This is a genomic window from Rossellomorea sp. LjRoot5, from assembly GCF_964253455.1.
In the GTDB taxonomy this organism is placed as follows: Bacteria; Bacillota; Bacilli; order Bacillales; family Bacillaceae_B; genus Rossellomorea.
On sequence record NZ_CAXUQN020000001.1, the window covers coordinates 1,346,602 to 1,368,263 of the forward strand.

At 41.2% G+C, this 21,662-nt stretch carries 31 protein-coding genes; 28 read left to right on the forward strand and 3 right to left on the reverse strand.

Annotated elements, in window-relative coordinates; translation table 11 throughout:
- Positions 1 to 108 precede the first annotated feature (108 nt).
- Positions 109 to 912 carry an alpha/beta fold hydrolase gene (locus ACSQ2E_RS06860; RefSeq protein WP_435989866.1) on the reverse strand — a complete coding sequence of 268 codons (804 nt, stop codon included), beginning with the start codon at positions 910 to 912 and terminating at the stop codon, positions 109 to 111.
- Positions 913 to 1,081: 169 nt separating this feature from the next.
- On the opposite strand from ACSQ2E_RS06860, the gene ACSQ2E_RS06865 reads away from it, so the two are divergent.
- Together ACSQ2E_RS06865 and ACSQ2E_RS06870 are read left to right on the forward strand one after the other, a co-directional pair.
- Positions 1,082 to 1,627 (forward strand): sigma-70 family RNA polymerase sigma factor, encoded by a 546-nt coding sequence (locus tag ACSQ2E_RS06865; protein ID WP_435989867.1) that lies wholly within the window; start codon positions 1,082 to 1,084, stop codon positions 1,625 to 1,627.
- A complete protein-coding gene (locus tag ACSQ2E_RS06870) occupies positions 1,614 to 2,285 on the forward strand; it encodes a hypothetical protein (RefSeq protein ID WP_435989868.1) in 672 nt (223 codons plus the stop codon). Before ACSQ2E_RS06865 ends, ACSQ2E_RS06870 begins: the two co-directional genes overlap by 14 nt.
- A 284-nt stretch (positions 2,286 to 2,569) precedes the next feature.
- On the opposite strand, the gene ACSQ2E_RS06875 is transcribed toward ACSQ2E_RS06870, so the two are convergent.
- Complete coding sequence (locus tag ACSQ2E_RS06875; protein WP_435989869.1) at positions 2,570 to 3,796, reverse strand: TolB family protein; 1,227 nt, start codon at positions 3,794 to 3,796, stop codon at positions 2,570 to 2,572.
- 148 nt (positions 3,797 to 3,944) lie between these two features.
- On the opposite strand from ACSQ2E_RS06875, the gene ACSQ2E_RS06880 reads away from it, so the two are divergent.
- From ACSQ2E_RS06880 to ACSQ2E_RS06970, 19 genes are all read left to right on the forward strand, one after another.
- Positions 3,945 to 4,415, forward strand: coding sequence for a DinB family protein (locus ACSQ2E_RS06880; RefSeq protein ID WP_435989870.1), 471 nt, complete (start codon positions 3,945 to 3,947; stop codon positions 4,413 to 4,415).
- A gap of 137 nt (positions 4,416 to 4,552) precedes the next feature.
- Complete coding sequence (locus ACSQ2E_RS06885) at positions 4,553 to 4,969, forward strand: MarR family winged helix-turn-helix transcriptional regulator (RefSeq protein ID WP_435989871.1); 417 nt, start codon at positions 4,553 to 4,555, stop codon at positions 4,967 to 4,969.
- Entirely contained in the window at positions 4,960 to 5,328 is a 369-nt protein-coding gene (locus ACSQ2E_RS06890; protein ID WP_435989872.1) for a DUF3147 family protein, read from the forward strand. Before ACSQ2E_RS06885 ends, ACSQ2E_RS06890 begins: the two co-directional genes overlap by 10 nt.
- 103 nt (positions 5,329 to 5,431) lie before the next feature.
- A complete protein-coding gene (locus tag ACSQ2E_RS06895) occupies positions 5,432 to 5,977 on the forward strand; it encodes an N-acetyltransferase family protein (RefSeq protein WP_435989873.1) in 546 nt (181 codons plus the stop codon).
- Between the two features lie 12 nt (positions 5,978 to 5,989).
- A complete protein-coding gene (locus ACSQ2E_RS06900) occupies positions 5,990 to 6,730 on the forward strand; it encodes an HAD family hydrolase (protein ID WP_435989874.1) in 741 nt (246 codons plus the stop codon).
- Positions 6,731 to 6,818: 88 nt separating this feature from the next.
- Complete coding sequence (locus ACSQ2E_RS06905; RefSeq protein WP_435989875.1) at positions 6,819 to 7,169, forward strand: DUF4440 domain-containing protein; 351 nt, start codon at positions 6,819 to 6,821, stop codon at positions 7,167 to 7,169.
- A gap of 31 nt (positions 7,170 to 7,200) precedes the next feature.
- Positions 7,201 to 8,046: a DinB family protein gene (locus ACSQ2E_RS06910; protein ID WP_435989876.1), complete on the forward strand. Its 846-nt coding sequence runs from the start codon at positions 7,201 to 7,203 to the stop codon at positions 8,044 to 8,046.
- A gap of 125 nt (positions 8,047 to 8,171) precedes the next feature.
- Positions 8,172 to 8,312 carry a hypothetical protein gene (locus tag ACSQ2E_RS06915; RefSeq protein WP_435989877.1) on the forward strand — a complete coding sequence of 47 codons (141 nt, stop codon included), beginning with the start codon at positions 8,172 to 8,174 and terminating at the stop codon, positions 8,310 to 8,312.
- A 38-nt stretch (positions 8,313 to 8,350) separates the two neighbouring features.
- Positions 8,351 to 8,551 (forward strand): hypothetical protein, encoded by a 201-nt coding sequence (locus ACSQ2E_RS06920; RefSeq protein WP_435989878.1) that lies wholly within the window; start codon positions 8,351 to 8,353, stop codon positions 8,549 to 8,551.
- 57 nt (positions 8,552 to 8,608) lie between these two features.
- The gene (locus ACSQ2E_RS06925; protein ID WP_435989879.1) at positions 8,609 to 9,070 is read left to right on the forward strand and encodes an NUDIX hydrolase; all 462 of its coding nucleotides are present in this window, start codon (positions 8,609 to 8,611) and stop codon (positions 9,068 to 9,070) included.
- The gene (locus ACSQ2E_RS06930) at positions 9,067 to 9,831 is read left to right on the forward strand and encodes a hypothetical protein (protein WP_435989880.1); all 765 of its coding nucleotides are present in this window, start codon (positions 9,067 to 9,069) and stop codon (positions 9,829 to 9,831) included. Before ACSQ2E_RS06925 ends, ACSQ2E_RS06930 begins: the two co-directional genes overlap by 4 nt.
- A gap of 24 nt (positions 9,832 to 9,855) precedes the next feature.
- On the forward strand, positions 9,856 to 10,380 hold the full coding sequence (locus ACSQ2E_RS06935; protein WP_435989881.1) for a phosphoribosylanthranilate isomerase: 525 nt from the start codon (positions 9,856 to 9,858) through the stop codon (positions 10,378 to 10,380).
- 54 nt (positions 10,381 to 10,434) lie between these two features.
- Positions 10,435 to 10,644: a hypothetical protein gene (locus tag ACSQ2E_RS06940; protein ID WP_435989882.1), complete on the forward strand. Its 210-nt coding sequence runs from the start codon at positions 10,435 to 10,437 to the stop codon at positions 10,642 to 10,644.
- 49 nt (positions 10,645 to 10,693) lie between these two features.
- Entirely contained in the window at positions 10,694 to 11,098 is a 405-nt protein-coding gene (locus ACSQ2E_RS06945; RefSeq protein ID WP_435989883.1) for a hypothetical protein, read from the forward strand.
- Between the two features lie 205 nt (positions 11,099 to 11,303).
- Positions 11,304 to 12,104, forward strand: coding sequence for a class I SAM-dependent methyltransferase (locus ACSQ2E_RS06950; protein WP_435989884.1), 801 nt, complete (start codon positions 11,304 to 11,306; stop codon positions 12,102 to 12,104).
- Between the two features lie 36 nt (positions 12,105 to 12,140).
- On the forward strand, positions 12,141 to 12,668 hold the full coding sequence (locus tag ACSQ2E_RS06955; protein ID WP_435989885.1) for a chloramphenicol phosphotransferase CPT family protein: 528 nt from the start codon (positions 12,141 to 12,143) through the stop codon (positions 12,666 to 12,668).
- Between the two features lie 21 nt (positions 12,669 to 12,689).
- Positions 12,690 to 13,028, forward strand: a complete 339-nt coding sequence (locus ACSQ2E_RS06960; protein WP_435989886.1) for a hypothetical protein — start codon at positions 12,690 to 12,692, stop codon at positions 13,026 to 13,028.
- Between the two features lie 81 nt (positions 13,029 to 13,109).
- Positions 13,110 to 13,304, forward strand: a complete 195-nt coding sequence (locus ACSQ2E_RS06965; RefSeq protein ID WP_435989887.1) for a hypothetical protein — start codon at positions 13,110 to 13,112, stop codon at positions 13,302 to 13,304.
- Positions 13,305 to 13,589: 285 nt separating this feature from the next.
- Positions 13,590 to 14,042 (forward strand): GNAT family N-acetyltransferase, encoded by a 453-nt coding sequence (locus ACSQ2E_RS06970; protein ID WP_435989888.1) that lies wholly within the window; start codon positions 13,590 to 13,592, stop codon positions 14,040 to 14,042.
- A 42-nt stretch (positions 14,043 to 14,084) separates the two neighbouring features.
- Here ACSQ2E_RS06970 and ACSQ2E_RS06975 read toward each other — a convergent pair whose 3' ends face one another.
- The gene (locus ACSQ2E_RS06975; protein ID WP_435994437.1) at positions 14,085 to 15,050 is read right to left on the reverse strand and encodes a quinone oxidoreductase family protein; all 966 of its coding nucleotides are present in this window, start codon (positions 15,048 to 15,050) and stop codon (positions 14,085 to 14,087) included.
- A 243-nt stretch (positions 15,051 to 15,293) separates the two neighbouring features.
- On the opposite strand from ACSQ2E_RS06975, the gene ACSQ2E_RS06980 reads away from it, so the two are divergent.
- From ACSQ2E_RS06980 to ACSQ2E_RS07010, 7 genes are all read left to right on the forward strand, one after another.
- Positions 15,294 to 15,821: a sigma-70 family RNA polymerase sigma factor gene (locus ACSQ2E_RS06980; RefSeq protein ID WP_435989889.1), complete on the forward strand. Its 528-nt coding sequence runs from the start codon at positions 15,294 to 15,296 to the stop codon at positions 15,819 to 15,821.
- On the forward strand, positions 15,814 to 16,497 hold the full coding sequence (locus tag ACSQ2E_RS06985) for a DUF3600 domain-containing protein (protein WP_435989890.1): 684 nt from the start codon (positions 15,814 to 15,816) through the stop codon (positions 16,495 to 16,497). The genes ACSQ2E_RS06980 and ACSQ2E_RS06985 overlap by 8 nt, the downstream gene beginning before the upstream one ends.
- A 703-nt stretch (positions 16,498 to 17,200) precedes the next feature.
- Positions 17,201 to 18,406, forward strand: coding sequence for an MFS transporter (locus tag ACSQ2E_RS06990; protein WP_435989891.1), 1,206 nt, complete (start codon positions 17,201 to 17,203; stop codon positions 18,404 to 18,406).
- Between the two features lie 173 nt (positions 18,407 to 18,579).
- Entirely contained in the window at positions 18,580 to 18,948 is a 369-nt protein-coding gene (locus tag ACSQ2E_RS06995; RefSeq protein ID WP_435989892.1) for a cytidine deaminase, read from the forward strand.
- A gap of 232 nt (positions 18,949 to 19,180) precedes the next feature.
- Positions 19,181 to 20,221 carry a DUF4362 domain-containing protein gene (locus ACSQ2E_RS07000; protein WP_435989893.1) on the forward strand — a complete coding sequence of 347 codons (1,041 nt, stop codon included), beginning with the start codon at positions 19,181 to 19,183 and terminating at the stop codon, positions 20,219 to 20,221.
- A 112-nt stretch (positions 20,222 to 20,333) separates the two neighbouring features.
- Positions 20,334 to 21,227, forward strand: a complete 894-nt coding sequence (locus ACSQ2E_RS07005) for an alpha/beta fold hydrolase (protein ID WP_435989894.1) — start codon at positions 20,334 to 20,336, stop codon at positions 21,225 to 21,227.
- Positions 21,187 to 21,588 carry a GNAT family N-acetyltransferase gene (locus tag ACSQ2E_RS07010; protein WP_435989895.1) on the forward strand — a complete coding sequence of 134 codons (402 nt, stop codon included), beginning with the start codon at positions 21,187 to 21,189 and terminating at the stop codon, positions 21,586 to 21,588. Before ACSQ2E_RS07005 ends, ACSQ2E_RS07010 begins: the two co-directional genes overlap by 41 nt.
- The last annotated feature ends 74 nt before the right edge of the window (positions 21,589 to 21,662 follow it).

A 21,662-nucleotide genomic window follows, 5' to 3' on the forward strand; every position in this document is an offset into this window, starting at 1 on the left:
TGTCCTCTACTTGAAAAGGGCAGCTGTTTGAGCAGCACTCGTGTGTTCCCTTTAACCTGCTCGTTAATGGAACATTCCCACTCCGATTACAAGGTCTCGATTTAGATCTTACAACTGATCCAACCTATCTAATTCCAACTTGTCCAACCAATTATGCACGAGAGAATTGAACACATCCTCCTGCTCGATCTGCACATTATGACCACCCATATCAAGCACTGCGAAGGTGGCCCTTGGATAGTTCTCAATCAATCGCCACGCATCCTGATAACCGACTACATGGTCTTGCCGTCCCGTTATAATCAACGTTGGATAGGCAATTTTCTGCGAGAGCTCGAAGGTGAAGCCATACCCATTCTCCCTGATCCTGTTTGCGAACTCCTCATTCGTTTGAGTAGATGGAAGCAGGATGTCATCCCTGAACCTTTCCCATTCCCTTTTTCCTTGAACCACACCCATGGAGGCAAAAGCTTCGGCTTCCAGTGGAGAGAGGTTCGATAGTAAATCAGGATCCTTTTTCAATACGATTTGCTGAGGTAGTTCTCTTTTACCAGCATCAGGTATGACCATAGGTGCCAAGAGCATCAAGCCTCGTACTCGATCATGTCGCGCCTCTACGATTCCCCTCGCCATATATCCCCCGAATGAATACCCGCAAATGATAAAGGGTTGATCGGGAATCAGTTCGTTCATCAATTCAAGAACAGCTTCCAGCATGTCGTCTGAATTCTTGATGGAAGGTTGTGCGTTCGATTTTCCCATTCCAGGCAGGTCAATGTAAATCCTTTTCCATCCGGTGCGGTTCTTGAAATTCGGTTCCATAGCATGCATCATCGCCTGATGATCCAGCGTCCACCCATGGACCATCACGATGGGAAATCCTTCTCCGGTAATTTTATGGTATACAGTCATGCGTAATCCCCTCCTATTAATCTATTAAAAGTATATGTTATTTTCTGGATTAATCAAAGGATACACCGCTATGCTTGTTGAATGCAGTTAAAGGTAGTATTTTTGAAAAAATGAAACCATATAGAGATTGATTCGTCTTAGCATTAAACGGAAATGAGGTGAGGGACGTGTGAGAAAGGTAAAGAACGAAGACCATTCGGACCGGGATGCCTGGCTTGAAGCGATTATGGATGAATACGGGGAGCGCCTGACGAAATTGGCTTATAACTATGTGAAGGACTGGAGTCTGGCTGAAGACATCGTGCAGGATGTCTTTGTCACATGCTTCAGACATTATGAAGAAATAGATGAGATTACTTCGTACAAAGCGTGGATCTACAGACTCGTTATCAATCGGGCGAAGGATGTCCTAAAGAGTTCTGCGTTTAAGAGAGTGGTGATGAATTCAAACCTTTACTCTCTTTTCACATCAAAGGAACCGTTACCTGAAATGAGTTTGGTGAAGCGAAGCGAGGAAGAGATTCTTTCAAGGAGCGTTCTCGACTTGCCCATAAAATATCGGGAAGTTATTATCCTTTATTATTATGAAGAATGTTCCATAAGCGAGATGGTGAATGTATTAGGTGTAAATGCCAACACCATCAAAACAAGATTGAACCGAGGAAGGAATAAGTTGAAAAACAGGATGGAAAGGTGGGGGCATGATGGAAAATAAGCTTGCTGAGTTGAAGGAAGCGATGGATAGTACCACTCATAAAGGCCGGCGCTTCACAGAATTGCAGAAAAATAGAATTCGCCTTGCCGTTCATCGTCCTGTGGAATTAAAAACTCCAAATCCATTCATTATTTTCATCATGACGACTGTAGCTCTTTGTTTAATAGCATTCTTTGTTTCAACTGAGTTGATGGTAAAGAAAAATGAAACTAAGAATGGGAGTCCAAATATTGTGCTAGAAAGAAGTGCCATCATTTTACCTGAAGATATACCGACCTTTGTTCAAGAAAGTGACTTTGATACTATCCAGTGGGATCAAAGGGCAGCAACCTTTGGACGGAATTTGATCGGGAATGAAGGTAAATCGGGCATCATTGGCGCCGATATGCCAAGCTTGAACGGGCAGAAGTGGATGTGGCATCTTTGGGGTACGGATGCTTCTGAATTAACCGTGGTTGCTTATCAAAAAGATTCAGGAACCGTGAATCCTATTTTGAATAACGGTGAAAGTTGGACGATTCCACTCGGCGGAGAAAATAACGGAGCGGATGTCCATGCTCCATCATCCGTGACGATTCCAGAACAAGGTGAGTGGGCGTTTGTGCTTTATGCCGACGGGAAGTTGTTTGATGTGATTGTGATGGAGATTACCAATTGAGCGTGTAGGGACAGAAATATAGTTGTTTATATCCCATTTGTATCAGAATGATTATCTAATTTAGCTGAGATGGTATTTCACGACCTGATTCATGGTCAAAAGCCTGGGAGAATCATGCGGCTTATTGGATGAATCATACCAGATGGAAGATTATCGAGCGGGATCTGATATTTTCATGCGGGTATAGGATTTATCATGCGAGAATACGAATAATCGTGTTAGGATGTCGAATTTCCTTTATATGAACTTTAGGAAGAAAAAACGACATCCATCCATCGACTCCATCAACCAGGGTAAAATACGATCTCCTCAATATTCCGAAGCCACTCCTTAGCTTCAGTCCCATTCTTATTTCCAATCCACAGATCCCTTTTCGTATCAGTAAGGGATTTCCCCCTTAACCAAGAGAGTTTTCCAATGGAAGGGATATACTGAGGAGCATAGTCCCCATACCCTTTAGGAGGACTCGTTATCTTCGTTTGTTTCTTCGAATCGATATTCAAGGTGTAAAGGACGGGCAGCGGATGCTTGTTAAAGTCGTTCGTCCACTCCTGTTCCTTAATCCTCGACACGACCAGTGATTTGTCAGTCATCCAATCAAAGTCAACATCAGCATAATCAGCAGGTGTGTAAGTTCCTGACGCAGGCATTTCTTTCACCTTTATATCCTTGTTTTTGAAGCCGAACACGATTCTTCCGCCGCCTGCGATATAGGCTAAAGTATCGGTTGAAGGTGACCATTTGGGCTGTCCTACCTGCAAAATCATTTCATCCAATACCTCGAAATTCTTCCCGAGATTATCAATGACACAGACCATATCGCTGTCCATGGACCAGGAAGCGGTGGGAGATACGACAAATGAAATCCAGTTGCCGCTGGGTGAATAGGTCAGCTCTTCTGCATTGACGGCAATCAGTTTGTTTTGTTCATTTGTCCCGATTTCTTTAGGTAGTGTGAAAAACGGCTCCACGCCTCCGAACAAAACAATATCCTCATAGTTTTCGCCGACTTTTTTAGTAAACAAAGAGGCGCTTGACCATCCATCCGGGTTAAGGGTTCCTGATGAAGAAAGAAGGAATCCACTGCCGTCCGGAAGCCACGTGAAATCACTGACCCCGGTTGCGATGTTGTAGAAGCGGTTGAGGTCAGAGATATCTAATATCCCTTTGTCATTATAGGCGATATGGTTTTTATGGGGAGCCCATTCCGGTGTGGTGCCATTATATGAAATTCGATTCTCTTGTCCGGTTTGGAGATTGTAAGTCCATAGTTCTGACTGCCCTTCCGATGCTGTCTCTACTTGATAGGCAAGGAGGGTGCCATCAGTCGACCATTTGGGCTTAGAGTGAACATTACCGGTATTGGTTAGTTGTTTTTCCTTTCCATCTACCAAGGTCCACACATTCCCCTCCCTGACAAAAGCGGCTTTCACTTGATTTACTGGGGCTGCAGATGTGGCTAATGGAAAAAGTAGAAACAGGACGATGGTCAGGAGGATTGCTTTTTTCATTTGGTAAGGCTCCTTTTTTGTAGATGGTCTTACTATTTTCCTTAAGGGAAAACTTTATGTGACAAAGAAGGTATTTCAAAAGAAGGAGTTCTTCCCTTTATGATGAAATACTATCCATGGCACGACAATATAAAGGAGGCAGACGAAAATGAATCGTACCGATCTACTCTTAAGAATGCTCGACACTACATACGACCAGGAAAGTTGGTATGCACCGTTAAAAACAGCAATTGAAGGGCTCTCTGCAGAACAGGCTTGTTGGAGACCGGATGGAGAAGCGACGAAAACCATTTGGGAGAATGTGAATCATCTGATTTATTATAAAGAGAGAATGACGGCAAAGTTGGAAGACCGTGAATGGACGAATACTCTTGATGGCAATGATACTTTCTACCTGACCGAGCAACTAAATGATGACAAGGAATGGGGGGCAGTCGTTGCACGTGTTGAGGCGGCTCATCGGGGATTAAGAGAGGCGCTTGGTAAAACAACCGAGGCAAAGATTGAAGAGGATTCCCTTGAGGAAAAGCTACTGGACATCATGCTTCATGATGCTTACCACACCGGGCAAATTATGCAATTGAGGAAGATGCAGGGGTCGTGGCCGTCGCATCGGTGAGTGGCGGGAGAGAAATTTATAAAAAAGCTGGGGATCAAAAATGATCTTCAGCTTTTTTCTATGTAGAAAATAAAACCCTTTATTTTACATCGTATATTACGATATAATCTTTAGTAACGATATAAAGGGGTGTTTTTTTGAAAGATAAAGTTATGTTGGTAAATCAGTATTGGACAGATATTTATTTTCACTTGCATTATCTCCATAGAGAAAAAATTTCTCATCAGGTGGTGCGTATTCTTCAACTTGTAGACAAGAAGTCAGGGGTTGGAGTAAATGAAATTGCTTCATACTTACAAATTTCTCATAATACTGCGTCAGAACATGTGAAGAGAACGATTGAAAAAGGGTATTTAGTGAAGGTGAGAGATCCCCTTGATGAACGAAAAGTAATTCTGAGTTTAACTGAATCTGGGGAAGAGGTTCTGTATCGGAATACAAGCCTTGATGAAGAAAAGCTAGGAAAGGTTCTGGAGCAACTGAACGATCATGAAGGAGAACTGGTTGAACAAGCTCTCAAAATACTAAGTAAGAGGGCAAAAAAATGTACGTAATGGCGAAAATTATTGTATCAGCAATTGTTATAGGTGTGGTGACTGAAATTTCAAGAAGGTTTCCTTCATATGGTGGAATAATCGCTGCACTGCCTTTAGTGAGTTTACTGAGTATTATTTGGCTCTACGTTCAAGGAGAACAATCCACTGAAATAAGCAAATTTGCATTAGGGGTCCTTTGGGGATTCCCGGCTACCGCTTTCCTTCTGGTAATCGTTTATGTAGCGATTCAGCATTCGATCAATCTATTTTTATCTATTGGGATAGGAATATGTGGCTGGGGATTGTTCTTATCCATTCAAGAGTTGTTTTTGAAATATTTTAAAGAATCTTTTATAAATTGGTTCGTTCAGAAATAGGACATGTGCAGTTTTTTCTCTAGTAGATCAATAGTGTTGTTATGAATTAGAAATTATTGGATAATGGGTATAGGCTTAATCATTAAAGTTGGGAGAAATTAAAATGATCATTAATCCAATAAAATTTCATAATCGAAATCTAACCTATACCATAAGATCAGCAAAAGTAGATGATGCTCAGATCCTGTCAGAAGTACGGCTGCAGGTAGACGGAGAGACGGAAAACATGGATAGGGAAAAAGGTGAAGCGTACATAGATGAAGCGGGTTTTAAACAAATAATCAGAGAAGATACAGAGAGTCCCCTGAATCTCTTTTTGGTTTGTGAAGTGGGGGACAGGATTGCAGGTTTCTCCAGGTGTGAAGGGAAATCATTAAAGCGCATCGCTCATAAAGTTGAGTTCGGTGTAGGAGTATTACAGGAATTCTGGGGATACGGCATTGGGAAAAATCTATTAAAAGAGAGCATACGCTGGGCAGATGAGAACGACATTAAGAAGATCACTTTGAATGTACTTGAAACCAATGAAAAAGCCATCATGCTCTATAAGAATAAAAGTTTTGAAGTTGAAGGAGTATTGAAGAGAGATAAATTATTATCGGATGGACGTTACTACAATACTGTGGTGATGGGACGATTTCATCCGTAAGGGGTGGTTCCTATGAATCTGACATATAAGCCAATGAAAAAGTATAGCCTTCTTTTATTTGACCTGGATGACACGTTGCTTGAAAATTCGTCCTGGTTTGACGATGGACTGGTTCAGACTCTTGCGGAACATCCATTGACAAAGGGAATGGATGGACAACATTTTTTAAAGAAAATAAAACAACCTTCAAGATTTCTAATAGATAAACTTGTAAGTGGTGAACTAACTACATTTGAATTTAAAAGAGAAAGATGGAAGAGTGCTCTTGATTCCTTTGACGTGAAAGCAGAGATTGAGGAAATTGATCAGCTTGAATCACTCTTTATTAGCGCAAGTATGAACTTTATAACGATTGACGAATACGTATTAAATTTAATGAATGAACTGACTAAGCATTTTGAAGTTGGCATTGTTACAAACGGGCTTTATGACCCTCAACAAAAGATTCTCAACATGGGTTTAGGGGATATATTCAGCCAGGATAAAATATTTCATGCAGAACCATTAGGTATTAGAAAGCCTGATTCCAGAATCTATACTACTGCTCTAGAAGCATTTAATAAGAAACCTGAAGAGACGATATTCATAGGTGACTCGTGGACGCATGATGTTGTTGGTCCCATGGAAGCAGGGATGGAAGCGATATGGGTCAATTTCAGAGGGGAAGAAAAGCCAACGCATCATACTCCGTATGCAATTGTGTCTTCTATTATGGAAATAAGAGATATTTTGGTGAGTGGCAGTGGTAAATAGTCAGATTGATCGGATTACAAGATAATCAAAAAGATATTAGATAGGTACAGGATTCAATTGAGTAATTCAAAAGGGGGAGAAGTAAGTTATGAATAAAACTTTAAAAGAACAACTCCACCAGCTAGAAGAGAACCTATTGAAACCAGAAATTCGCTCATCCAAAACAGAGCTCAACAGGATTCTAGCAGATGATTTTTTTGAAATTGGGAGTTCGGGTAAGATACTTTATCAAGATGAGGAGATCAGTGAAGAAGGTATTGGTTTAGTGAAGATGACAATGGATCACTTTGAAGTTCATCCATTATCTGATGAAATCGTACTGACTACATATAGAATTTTCAACGAGGAAACTCAACAACATTCGTTAAGAAGTTCGATTTGGAAATGGGCAGATGAGAGATGGCAAATGGTGTTTCATCAAGGTACCAGGGTTAGTTAGGAGAACACATTTTTTTGGGAGGGGTTAAAATATGCAAAATGCAAAGCCTAGATTGGTTTTAAGGGTGGAAGATCTTGAACGATCTCTTTCATTCTATCGTTATATATTTGGTTGGAGTGAGGAATGGAGAAAAGATACGATTGCACAATGGAGGCTTCCTAGTGGTGGGGCGGTTTTATTCACGGAAGGAAACCAAGAGGATTTCAAGAAGTATACCGATGTCGCTTTTGTCAAACCTGATCCGGGCCAGCGGTTTTATATTATGGGGGAGAAAATTGAAAACCTGAAGCGAAAGTTTGAGGAAGAACAAGTTGATTATGAACTGGAAGTAGATCCGGGGTTTGGTCAGTTAATGATGGTGAAGGACCCAGACGGGTTCATCGTTTCACATTGGGAAGAGTTGTTTATGTCAGACGAAGAGATACTATCGCTTTATAAAAGTGGGATTGATCGAATAGACACCGCGCTAAAGGGGTTATCTAACGATGATTTGGACTTGGTTAGAGCTGAAGGGAAATGGTCCATTCGACAAACTGTGCTGCATTTCATTGATTCGGACTTGACCATGTTCCATCGTATCAAGTTTGCGCTCGCTGAAGACGGTAGAAATTATAAGAATAACCCATACGACCCCAATCTATGGGAAATGGGAACGAATTACAAAGGTCGATCAATCGAAACCGAGGTATCCCTTTTTAAATTGATAAGGGAACACGTACTTAATCTTTGTGAGAGCTTACCGGACTCCCTCGATAGAAAAATTCAAACGGAAGACCAGGGTGAGCTTACCGTCAGGAGAATGATCAAGATGGTAGCGGGCCATGCAAAAGGGCATCTTGAACAGATTGAAGAAACAAGAGACATTCATCACGTGTGAGGCGGGAAGCTTATCAATTTCTAATGATAAGCTTCTTTTTTATAACTATATATTGAGTTGTTGTCAGTAAACTGGAATAATTGGAATTGTCAGTAATAAAGCTATTGTATCAGGGGGGACTTCATTTGACCCTTGATGAGAATGGATTCCTCAGGGACAGCAGTGAGTCGAATCCCACGAATGCCAAAATGAGTGAAGACACTGAGGTTAAGGTAACGGTGAAGTGGGATGATCAAGAGGAAACATTTACTCTAGAAAAAAATTAAAAATTTACTCTAGAAAAAAATTAAAAAGGGTGGATTCTATGTCAGAGAAAACATTTCAAGTGGGGTTGTGGTTGACAGCCGTACTGGGCTCGCTTGCCCTGTTTGTTGCGACAAAAATCATCTGGAACGAAGCGAATGATGTACTTTTACTGGTTTATTTAGTCGTTGGGTTTCTGATGAATTTTACTGTTTCGAAAATCAGAAGTATGAGGACTGGGGAAGCAAGACATATAGGGTGAATGATCTTGAATCAGGTTGAATGATCGTTATGGTAAATGGCACAAGGAGGGAAAATAATGAACTACGTCAAAGATCTGCGTAAACTGGTTGGCACCAGACCCTTAATCCTGCCCGGGGCTGTCGTCATCATCTTAAACGACCAACAGGAAGTCCTTCTCCAGCACCGGACAGACGGTGGCTGGGGGCTTCCGGGAGGATTGATGGAACTAGGTGAAAGTTTAGAGGAGGCGGCAAGGAGAGAAGTGAAGGAAGAAACCGGTCTTGAGATAGGGGAGCTGACCCTTGTAAATATCTTCTCCGGTAAGGACTATTATTTCAAAGTATTGAATGGGGATGAACTATATTCCGTCACGGCTGTTTATGTCACAAAGGATGTGAGGGGAAAAATGGACATCGATGAAACCGAATCGGTTGCAGTCCAATTTTTTAAACTGAATGAACTGCCGGATGGATTAACGGATGAATATAAAAGCTATATTATGCCGTACATAGATCAATTAAAGAAGGTGCAAGAATGAACGCTTCAGAAAGCATATTAAAAACATGGACTAAATTTAATGATTTTCCCATGGAAACGTTAACGAAAGTCTGGTTTTATCAGCAGGGTAGTGTGAAGAAACAGCGGGATGTTTCTCTAATGCGTGAGCATCGGGAACAATTCGGCATGTCTGGGAATTGTTTCGATCTCGCACTCTGGTTACTGGATGAATTTAAAAGAGATGGTGTCGAGGCTTATCCCGTCGGTCATAACCTGAATTCGGAAGAGGCTCACGCAGCCGTCATCGCTTTGAATGAAAATGGGGAACGATTTCTTTGTGACCTGGGCGATCAGTGGTTGAATCCTATTTTAATAGATACGAAGAGTCCCGATTACTCCAACGAAAAAGTAGATGGTTTCTTTCCTGCTGCAAAGGTGCAGGTTCAAGCTCATCCATCAGGTACTGAAATCCTCTATCATCGACCGAATGGAAAAGTATCGAAACAAGTTTTCCAGACTGAACGAATTGAGATGGATACCTTCTTAGAGGCGGCTGAGCATTCTCAACATATGATAAAGAACCATCCATTATTGGAGTGCAGAATCCCGTATAAATCTGAAACGGCGCACTGGGAGTTTTATAATTGGGAGAGCTTTCTGAGTACGACAGAAGGATTAATAAAAGACTCGAAGCTTGAAACGGTGTCCGAATGGGCTGAAAGGATTCATGGGAAAACGGGCTACAACAAAGCAATTCTAACCGAGATATTAGAGCATTACAAAAGCATCGATTATGTATGAGTATTCTCAGGGAGGAGTTCTTTAATGAAGGGGAATGAAAAGTTTAATGAATTTATTAAAATTGCCAGGAAGCTAAATGGCATTGGAATTACACCACTGCTAATGGGCTCGGTGGGATTGGAAGTGGTCACCGGCAGGAGCTGGGATGCACAGGACCTGGACATCCATGTGCCTGGCGATAAGAGGGGATGGGAAGTGCCTGCAGAAACATCCATACATAACTGGAGTGAAATTGAAGAGCTCATGAATTCCATGGGCTATGCGCTGATCGATTTGCATGAACATGAATTCTCGAAAGCTGGACTATCCGTGGAGTTTGGGATCATCGATACGCTGCCGGCATTTGCTAGAGTTCGTATGGAAGATTTAGAGATTCATCGAAAGGGAGAAGTGACCTATTATTTGTTGAATCAGGAACAATACTTGCGTGTCTATGAAGCGTCATCTAAAGACAGCTATCGGGCAGATCAGAATAATCATAAGGACTTGGAGAAGATCGAGTATTTGAAACGTGAGTTAAGATCTCATAGTGAAGAAGCAAACTCATAAACTGTTTATGTTACAGTAAAAATAAGGAAAATTCGAAATGAGGGAGGTGTAATCATGTATTTCTTGATCTTTCTGGGAATCGTCATCTTATATTTTGCCATCCGTATTTTCATCGGTTCAAGGAAAATGGAGTTTTATGGAGACAGCATTAAAAAGAATTCGTCAGATCCAAGAGACGAAGCTTATCAAAAGTCGGCTCAACATTCTCAACAAGCCATGAATGCCAATCATCAAACAGGTGGTGGCGGTGGTCCATCAGCTTAATTTTTCATCAATTTTCAAGAAGATATGAAAAGAAAGTGAGATGTTTGCCTTGAGAAGCTTGCCTTTCTCCCTCTCTCTCGTAGTAGGTTTGGTAGTTGGCTGTAATAACCATGAAGTTAAGCATAATAAAGACTTCGAGAAGTCCATCTATTCTATGGTTAAAGATCATAACAACAGGGAAATTGAGGTCAATTCAATAGCAGACTTCAAGTGGGACAAAGCTTACCTGTTTGAACCCTATTCCCCCGAAGAGCACATTGAAAAGCAGTTGGGGGTTGAATTTAACGACCCAAGCAATATCAGTAGTAGAGATGATATCTATTTACTTGTTTTTCTACATGAGGGTATAGTGACTCAGTATGCAGAAATAAATCGTCAAAAAGGGAATTTTTCAACTGGGGGAAAAGAGTATCTGTCCCCAAGTGAGGATGGATTGAAGATTGAAAGCCAGTAACATCTTAAACTCTTCTTCTTGCCAAACCAAAAGGGAACTTCTTATTTAAGAAGTTCCCTTGGGTGTAAGGTTTTACTGGTTCATTTTCTCCAGTAATCCCCGTGTTGAAGTGGGGAATGTTTCAAATTATTTTAATGAGTATTTGGACCTGAATGCAGTTGGGTCTTAGTAGGAATAAAAAAAACAGTGTGTGGAGGGAGAAAACATGAATTCATTAGAAGAACAATACCGTAATCCAACGAAACTTAATACCCGGATCAACATTCACGAAAAATATAGTGAAAATAAAGTGGATTGGCATCGATGGCTTTTTGAACAAATAAACATATCTCCTAATAGCAGGGTTCTTGAAATCGGATGTGGAGACGGTACTTTTTGGTTGAAAAATAGAGAGCGGATTGATCCGAGCTGGAAATTGATTCTCTCTGATTATTCAGAGGGGATGGTCCAGTCTGTCCAACAAAATTTAATAGAAATACCTAATATCCAGTACACTCAATTTGACATCGAGGATATTCCTTTTGAAGATAACCGTTTCGATGTGATCATTGCCAACCATATGTTGTATCATGTCCCGAATAGAAAGAAAGCTTTAAGTGAAGTAAGGCGAATTTTAAAGCCAGGTGGAATTTTCTACTGTTCAACGATCGGTCAGAATCATTTGAAGGAATTTGGTGAGTTGTTAAAACGCTTTGATCCAGCTCTGGACTTTCCATCTGCTAGAGAACATGCTTTGAACTTCGGAGTGGAAAACGGGGCTGAGCAGCTTCAGGGCTATTTCATTGAAATAGTCTATAAAGATTTTCCAGGTGGGTTGAACATTACAGACGAAAAAGCCATTGTAGATTATCTGCTTTCTTCAAATACAGACTTAAATAAGATCTTAGTCAATGAGACACTAACAGAGTTCCTTCGTTTTCTTACATCTGAAAAAGAAGCTAACAATGGAGTTATTCATATCACAAAGTCAACGGGATTGTTTGAGTCTAGATCATTTAGCTTGTAAGTCTATCCATTTTATAAGAAAAGCGAGGCAATCACTATGACCAATATCATCATCCTAAACGGAGGCTCAAGCTCCGGCAAAACGACCCTCGCAAAACGTCTCCAAAATTCGTTTTCAGAGCCATGGCTGAGATTCAGCATAGATGACCTGATCGAGTCTATGCCTGATGCCATGCTTAAGAAAGACAGCGGAATAAAATTGAATGAGGACGGATCGGTCAGTCCAGGTGCGAATTTTAGAGAGCTGGAATCGGCATGGATGCACGGTATTGGAGAGATGGCACAAAGAGGAGCCAGGATCATTATCGACGATGTTTTCCTTAATGGGGTGGAAGCCCGCAAACGATGGGAAGCTTGCTTGGAAGGATTGCAGGTGCTGTGGGTTGGCGTCTTCTGTGATCCGGTCGTAGCGGCTACACGTGAGAAAGATAGAGGAGACCGCATTGAAGGCATGGCTGTATCACAGGCAACTATCGTGCACAAAGATATGAATTATGATGTAACGGTGGATACGTCCAAGTCACCGGCGGAGGAATGTATTCGATTGATTAAACAAAAAGTGTAAGCTTATTAAAGGTGGTATATTGTGTTATCAAAAAAGAGAATGTTCATTTCAGGAATCGTTATATTCATCATGTTATTTGCCATATTGGATTATACATCTCCAACTAGCGAAGAAATGGAACAATGGATGTTGGATGAGAATGACATTGTTTGTACAAATGATGGAGGAGTTAATTACTGTGAAAAAGACAATCAAGCCGTCTGGGGACGATCCGGACACTTTAAAAATGTTGGATTTTTTTCTTCATACGAGAGGAATTATGAGTATGATACGGGAGAACAACTGACCTTCAGAACCTTTGGCTTTCTAGGTAAGATCATCCCAATGGAAGGTGGTCGAGTTTGGGAGGTAGTGAATTAATTCATATCGAAAGCAGCAGCTATCGATAATGGATATTTATGTTAAAATCTATTATATCTTATTTTTCCTGGAGGAAGATTCATGACTCATGTATCAAAGGGTATCGTATTTGTTTTAGCAGGAATTTTATTCTTATTATTATCATTCATTCTCCCGCTCCCAACCCCGTTGTGGGCTGTCATCCTTAGTGCGAGTATTATTCTAAACTGTATAGGGACTGCGTTTCTGATCAGATTCATTCAGAAATCTGATCAGAAGGGTAAGGAGTTGGAATAGAAAGTTATATGAAAAACGGCAGAAGTTATGTGGCATACTTTCTATTTTAGACTACAAAAAAAATAGCTTACCAACAACACTGGTAAGCCGCTACAAATAAGGAATTTTTCGATTTACATAAGGGGTCCTGCCTTAAACCACTATCTTCAAGATGAAGAATAATTTCAGTATACTATTTATTTCAGGTTAGTAAAGGTGATATGCCTAGATGAATATTTTTTTCTTAATATGTTGTTCAGAATAAGTTATGTTTGAAAATCTTTAGGAATTCAGTGGAGGTAGGAAATGATTATTAGAAAGCGAAACAAAGATGAAGAACTTCCCATGGAGTTGCTTCTCCTGGCAGATCCTTCAGAGACAATCGTGAAGGAATATACTACCAGAGGAGAATGCTTTGTAGCGGAGCTCGAAAAGAAAATCGTAGGCGTTTACGTCTTACTGCCAACAAGACCGGAAACGATCGAGCTAGTGAATGTCGCGGTTGCCGAAGAGCTGCATGGGAGAGGGATAGGTAAGCAGCTTGTGATGGATGCCGTAAAGGTGGCCAAGGAGAAAGGGTACAAGACCATTGAAGTGGGGACCGGGAATGCAGGCGTTGGCCAATTAGCCCTTTATCAAAAATGTGGTTTCAGGATCGTTGGGGTGGATTTGGACTTCTTCATCAGACACTATCCTGAAGAAATTTATGAAAATGGAATTCAGTGCAGAGATATGGTTCGGTTGTCGCAGGATTTATAGAAAGAGACCCTTCCGAGTTGGATAGGGTCTCTTTCAATTTATTTAAGGGATTAATAATATTTTCCCCGTGCTTTTCCTGCTTTCTAAATATTCATGGGCTTTTGCACCCTCGCTTAAAGGAAAGACCGTTGGTTCAGAGATCTTTAACTTTCCTGCTTGGATCCAGCCGAACAATTCGTGGGAACGGTTCACCCGTTCTTCGTGAGACGTCAATACATTCCATAAGTCCCCTCCGGTCAGGGTTTTCGAGGTGTCCATCAGCATCCGTGGATCAACTGAAACAGGATCGCCTCCTGCCATACCGAAGAAGACGACCGTCCCACCGATGCGAGTTGATTCGAAACTGTCCATCAGAGTCGAACCGACTGATTCATATACCACGTCTACGCCGTTACCATCTGTCACATCCTGCACGCTCTGTTTCCAGTCTTCCCTGTATAAAAACATATGGTCGGCTCCAACAGCCAACGCTGCCTGTCTTTTTTCTTCCGTAGATGTTAACCCGATGACAGTTCCGCCCATTATCTTAATGATTTGGACAAGCAGCTGCCCGACCCCGCCTGCTGCTGCATGAACTAAAACGGTATCCCCACTCTTGATACTATAGCTGTCTTTCGTTAAGTAATGAGCTGTAAGACCTTGTAACAAAAGGGATGCAGCCGTTTCATACGAAATTTCATCCGGCAGTGGGATGGCTTTATCCTTTGGCACTGCCACCAGTTCCGCATTCGCATAAGGTACATCGGCAAAAGCGATGCGGTCCCCAACAGCCATTCCTTGCACGTTGGCCCCAACCTTTTTGACGACGCCTGCTCCTTCATACCCACATGTGTACGGTGGATCTCCTGCTAAGTGGTAATTCCCTTTTCTTCTATATACATCGGCGAAATTCAACCCAATTGCCTTCATCTCCACTAACATTTCATCCGGTCCCATTTGGGGAGAATCAATCTCCTGAAAGTGAAGGACATCTGGTCCGCCGAACTTTTCAAATACAAGTGCTTTCATCATGTACTCTCCTCTTTAACATTATTCTCTTTTAGTGTAACCAGTTGTTTGATTTTTGACTAGGAAAGAGCTTATCTGATACAAAGCCCAAGACTAATGGGATGTAATGTATAATACTGGAATAGAGCATTGGTTTAATGAAGTCTACAGCAATCATAGTTCTCTATTGATTTTACCTTTATAAAAAAATTAAAGCCAAATCGTCTTTTCAGTTGTCTAATGGATAAAAGAAGTTAATAAGGGGTGACGAACATCGATAGATTAGTTAAGAAAGCTCAAAAAGGCAATGAGAAGGCGTTTTTAAAACTTTTTAAACAATATGAAGAAGACATTTACAGAATGGCCTATGTGTATGTGAAAAATGAAAATGATGCGTTAGATGTAGTACAAGAGGTCGCATACCGCGCTTTTAAGAATATTGAAACGGTAAAGAATCCTGCGTATTTTAAAACCTGGTTAATTAAAATTGCGATAACTACTGCATTAAATATATTGAAAAAAAATAAAAAAGTGGTTCAACTAAAACCGGAATATGAGGAAATGATCGGATTGGAAGATCAGGATACTCTCCTTAGCATCACTCTTCATGAGCTATTGGAGAAATTAAGTGAAGAAGAGAAAAGCGTCGTTACCCTGAGATTCTATGAAGGGTATTCCTTCAAAGAAATTGCAGAGATAGTAGAAATACCCTTAGGTACTGCAAAAACCATCTTATATCGTGCGTTAGGAAAACTTCGAAAGCACGTGAGGGAGGCTGATACGAGTGAGTAATATCAAGGAGGAGATAAACAAAATTGTCATTCCACCGACCCTGCACGAACGATCAAAAATGGGAGTGAGAAAAGCATGCCTCGAAAAAGGTGGCAGAGTTAACAGGTTTATCAAGAAAAACATTGTATCAGCTATACTTGCGGCTTCTTTAATCGTTCCAACAGGAGCTATTGCTTATCAAACGATTCTGGCTGATGAGCTCTATGGCTCATTTGAAAATGTTAAGGCTCATCTTTCGAGTGCCACAATGGAAGGATATCTGCTTTTGGATGCAAAATTGACTCAAGCCCAAGGGGACATGGAAAAAGTAGAGTTCAAGCGCTTTAAAGAATTATTAAATGTAGTAACGAGTGCGAAGGTAGAGTATGGAGATAAATATGGAAACATTGATTATTCAAAGGTTCCGGATAAACAGCTGACTGAACTGAAAAACACCTTATATGAGATACAGCCTTTCTTTGATCGACTAAATGGACAGAAATCAAGCAAAGAGGTATTGTCATCAAAAGAATATGAAAAATATATCGAAGCAATCATGATATATGAGCAAACGATGGCCAAAGGTGGAATGAAAGAATCCGATGAAATCGATAAACTTTCTGATGATCAAAGAGAAATTTTTTTAGAAGCTCAACATGTACTTAGAAAAGTAAATGAAAAACAATTAGATCAGTAATGTAACTAAATCCAATGAAGCATACTGCTTAGATGATGGCGACAGATTTATAAGCGGAGAAATTCCGGTTAAGGCAGCTGGTTGAGGGTTACAACGCTGATTTAAGCGGAAAAACTCCGGCTAATTTTCAATGAAATAGCTATATTTTCCGGTTTAGACGGAATTTTTCCGCTTATTTTCATACGCCACAGAAGCGATCGGTTCTCCTTATTCAACATAAGGGTGCACTTTAGAAATTGATAAAAATGGATGGCTCGAAGCATAAGGCTCTGAGCTTTTTTACGTGTTCATTTCACTGCTGAAATATTCTACTGATTCTACTGAAATTCCCTGTGCGAAAAGCACTGCTAATTCAAATTTTTCACCTTTAAAACCGAACCCGTTATCAATAGAGTGAGCGTTTTTTGCATTGACTAGGGTACTTCCAGGTGCCTATGCCACTTCAAAGTGCGTTCTTCCCAAAAAGTTAGCTAGCCCTCATAATTCAATTTAGCTTTTCAAACAGTACCTGCCTATTTTCATTGAAGAGGTTTGAAAGATATATAGGCACTTAGGAGTCCCTAGGTTACAAAAAAGTACCTACATGACTTTAAAGTGCGTACTTCTCATAAACATTTGTACCCATTATCATGTGTGTACAGAGAAACGAAAGGCGCCTTCGTTTTCTCATTTCAATTAAAAAATTTTAGGAGGATGTTACGTTATGAGTTCAAATTCAGCTACTATACATCAGTCAAAAACGAAAGGCGGCACACCGGCGTTGCTTGCCCTTGCCATCAGCGCCTTTGGAATCGGAACGACAGAATTTGTTCCTGTTGGATTATTATCATCGATTGCCGATGATTTATCGATATCAATCACACTCGCAGGATTATTGATTTCAGGTTATGCCATTGGAGTCGCCATTGGGGCACCGGTATTAACTGCATTAACAAGTAAGATGAGCCGAAAATCGCTGCTTATGTCCTTGATGCTCATATTCATTGTAGGAAACTCGGTTGCGGCCATGTCCACAAGCTTTGGGCTATTGCTAGTAGCCCGCTTTATCACAGCATTTTCACACGGGATTTTCTTCTCGATCGGTTCAACGATTGCTGCCGATCTAGTGCCGGCTCATAAACGGGCCAGTGCCATTGCCTTTATGTTCACAGGATTAACGGTTGCGACCGTTACAGGAGTACCACTTGGAACATTCATCGGCCAGGCTTTCGGATGGAGAGCCACATTCTGGGGAGTTGCTCTTCTCGGTATTGTCGGAATCATTGCCAGTTCCATTCTTGTACCAAAGAACCTTAAAGAAGCACCACCAGCCAAGTTCAGTGAGCAATTGAAGATTTTAACAAACGGTCGATTATTATTAGCTTTTGCCATCACAGCCCTTGGGTATGGAGGAACGTTCGTCGCATTCACTTATTTAACACCGTTACTACAAGATGTAACAGGCTTCAGCGCGAAATGGGTGAGTATCATTCTTCTTGTTTACGGAATTGCCGTTGCGATCGGAAATGTTGTCGGAGGAAAAGCATCTGACAAAAGCCCATTAAAAGCGTTATTCTGGATGTTTGTTCTGCAAGCCATCATTCTAGTTGCTCTTACATTCGCAGCACCATTCAAAGTGGCAGGTCTCATTGCCATCTTCCTGATGGGATTATTCGCATTCATGAACGTGCCGGGACTGCAGATCCTTGTGGTGAACCTGGCTGAGAAATACGTTCCTTCAGCAGTCAATGTAGCATCTGCCTTAAATATCGCCGCACTTAACGTCGGGATTGCCATCGGTTCTTTTGTTGGAGGACTTATCGTGGATGGAATTGGTTTGATTCATACACCGTGGATCGGAGCTATCATGGTGGCAGGAGCTGTTCTGTTAACAGCGTGGCTTCGCGGCATCGAACGCAAGTCAGCCTGAAAAAACGTATGAATAGTCAGAAGGGAATTAAGTAAAACCTCAAGTCATTGAATTTAATGACTTGAGGTTTTTTGTCTTCATAACGGGAGCGAGCTTTCTCCTGAATACATCTGGTATTATGGAAGATTTCCCAGTAGTATTAAAATCATAGTATTGATTATGGGGGCAGGTACATGAATATTGAACAAACACTATTCAAAGCTGCGGTAGCTTTAATCGAAAAAAGATATCCAACTGGCTGGGGCGGTGCTGCGGCCATGTATACAAAAAGCGGGGAAATCCTGACCAGCGTTTCCCCGGAAATCATCAATGCGTCCACGGAGCTTTGTATTGAAACGGGAGCGATATTGGAGGCGCACAAATTGGATACGGAAGTGACTCATTCGATTTGTGTCGTACGTGATGATGAAAACTCCGAGTACAAAGTATTAACACCTTGTGGAATTTGCCAGGAGAGGCTTTTTTATTGGGGAACGAATGTGAAGGTAGGCATCTACCATTCAGAAGGTGATCTTCAGTTTAAGACATTAAAAGAAGTCTAGCCTTTTCATTGGTATGAAGCCTATAGAAAGTAAGTGTAAGGAACATTTCAAAAATACGAAATGTTCCTTTTTTTAATGCTATAATATGGTTGGATAAAAAAGGGAGTTGTCATCGTTAAGTATCCCGGGTTCATATTATATCGCCTGGATGTCTCAGTTTTTTGTGTAATAGCAAACCGCTTGTAACGGGAAATGGTATGTAAGTCAATTTTAGAATATATGGGGGGAGTCTATGAAACATCCAAAATGGTTATGGATACTTGCCATCATCTTGGTCTTTCTCACAGCATGCAATGAATCCAATCAGACCGCAGAACCTACCGCAGAACCTACTGAAGAAAACGATTCTGAACTGAATGCGGATGTAGTGGACATGCATGGTGGGATTTCAGGATTGGATAAAATGGAGAACTATTTTCAGCAGGTAAAGAAGCAGAAAAAAGGAGATTTGAGAGTCGTATCCTACACGATCGAGGGAGATCCAATACTTACGGATTTAGCTTACGATGGGAAACACATCAATGTGACATTTGACCACACAAGAGACCAGTATGGCAATGGAGAGGTGAAGTCCTTTCATTGCGGAAAACTGAAACGGGAAGAGAATCCTACCAATCTGTCCTATTATCTGACAGATTGTGATGGGGTAAAGGGTGAAACCTGGGGGGTTCTCGAGACTTCTTATGACGTAAAGCGCCAGGATGTGTTTGAGGTGGAGTTAAGGTATGGACCCAAAGAAGGAGAAAAACAAACGATTCAACTAAATGATGAGGATAAGCAAGAGGTCTATAAACAGTTGGTGTTGGCGAATTATCTAGACTCCAAGCCTAAGAGCGATGAATGTCCTAAAGAAAAACATGCGGACAACTATCTGATGAAAGTGAAGATAAATGGAGGTGGCCGCACGCTTAACTGGAATGCCTGCGGATCTCATGAAAGCTCCAAGGCGTTCACTGATATTGCTGAGTACATTATTTATGCCTCCGAACATCCCAAAAAAACCAGTGAAAATGTCGTCTACGGATACATCTTGGAGGTGAAGGAAAATCAGATCCTGATTGGAGAAGATTTGACGGCCGCTGATTTAGTGTCTCTGGAAAAGGTGAAAGTGGAAGATTTAGCGAATATGAACATTACGTTTTTATATGTAGAAACGGAAGACGCACAAGAATTTTCAAAGGGAGACAAAATTATCATGAAAGTCGATGAGGTGTTGGAGGAAGGTTCACCTGGAAGGGTTAGGGCAAGTGATATTAAGAAGGTAACTGAATAGATATAGGTAATGATCAACCTTACTTATAGGGAATCCCAGGTTGAAGAATCGTGAGTAATCAGGTTTCCCATTTCGGGAAGGCTTTTTTAAAAGTGAAAAAAGGGGTGAAAGAATGGAAGCATGGGAAAGAAAGTTACTGCATACAGCACGGGGAGTATTTGAAGTATTCATCAAGGGGGAAGGGGACCCTCTATGTGTCACCCACCATTACTCGGAGTTCAATGAGACTGGAGACTATTTCGCGGAGACGTTCACAGAGACCAACCAGGTTTTCTTGATCAACTTGCGGGAAGCAGGAGAATCAGAAAAAGCCCATGAACCTTATCACTTGAGTATGCTGGAAACCATATTTGACCTGGAGGCAATCCGGGAAGCTTTAGGATTTCGTCAGTGGGGGTTTGCCGGTCATTCAACGGGTGGAATGTTAGGGGTACTTTACGGCATTCATTTTTCAAGAAGTCTGGATTACACGGTGATTGTCGGGGCGGCGGCAAGAGAGTATATGACCTTCTCGAAGGACTGCATATACAACGAATCTCATCATGACTTTAGCAGGATGCAGGAACTGATTGAAGCGTTAAAACAACCGGGCTTACCACATGGAAAAAGAAAAGAGCTATCAGTGGAAAGGACCAAGTTGTCTTTACATAAACCTGAAAGGTATAGTGAGCTATTTTCCCTCGGTATTCATAAAGGGATGTCGGCAGCACGGATGAACTTCTTTATCCGAGAATTGCCAATATATGATGTTACGAGAAAGCTGGAGTTTATTGGGGTCCCGACGTTAATCATGTGTGGCCGTTTCGATGTGCAATGCCCATTGAAGTACTCGATTGAAATGGCTGAGGGGATACCGGATTCGAGACTGGTCATCTTTGAGAGGAGTAATCATTATCCGTTTCTGGAAGAGGCAGAGCGGTTCACAGAGGAGTACGGGTTGTTTTTGAAGAAAAGGGGGGATGCTTATGGAAGAAATCAAAACAAAATCCATTCACCCGGATATTAAAAAACTATTATCCTTTGCAACTTCAGTAGAAAAAGTTGAAGAGGAATATGATCAGTACATCCATTCCACCGAACGAAAATTATATGGGTTTACGTCTGGAGATGAGCTGGTCGGATGTATAGGAGTTGAATTCCTGGATGAGGGAGTGTGGGAAATAAAGCATTTAGCCGTGATACCGAAACACCGGGGCAAGGGGATAGGCCATAAGATGATCGATAGTATCGTCCATTGCGCTATGATTACTGCTGAAACGGATCAGGATGCAGTGATATTTTATAAGAAAATTGGGTTTGAGATTACGAGTTTGGGTGAGAAATACCCTGGGGTGGAGCGGTTTAGGTGTGTGATGGAAAAGCTTTAGTCAGATTGTTAATAGAAAGTGTGACCATCTGGTAAGATCACACTTTTATAAAAAACAAATCCCCTATTAAAATC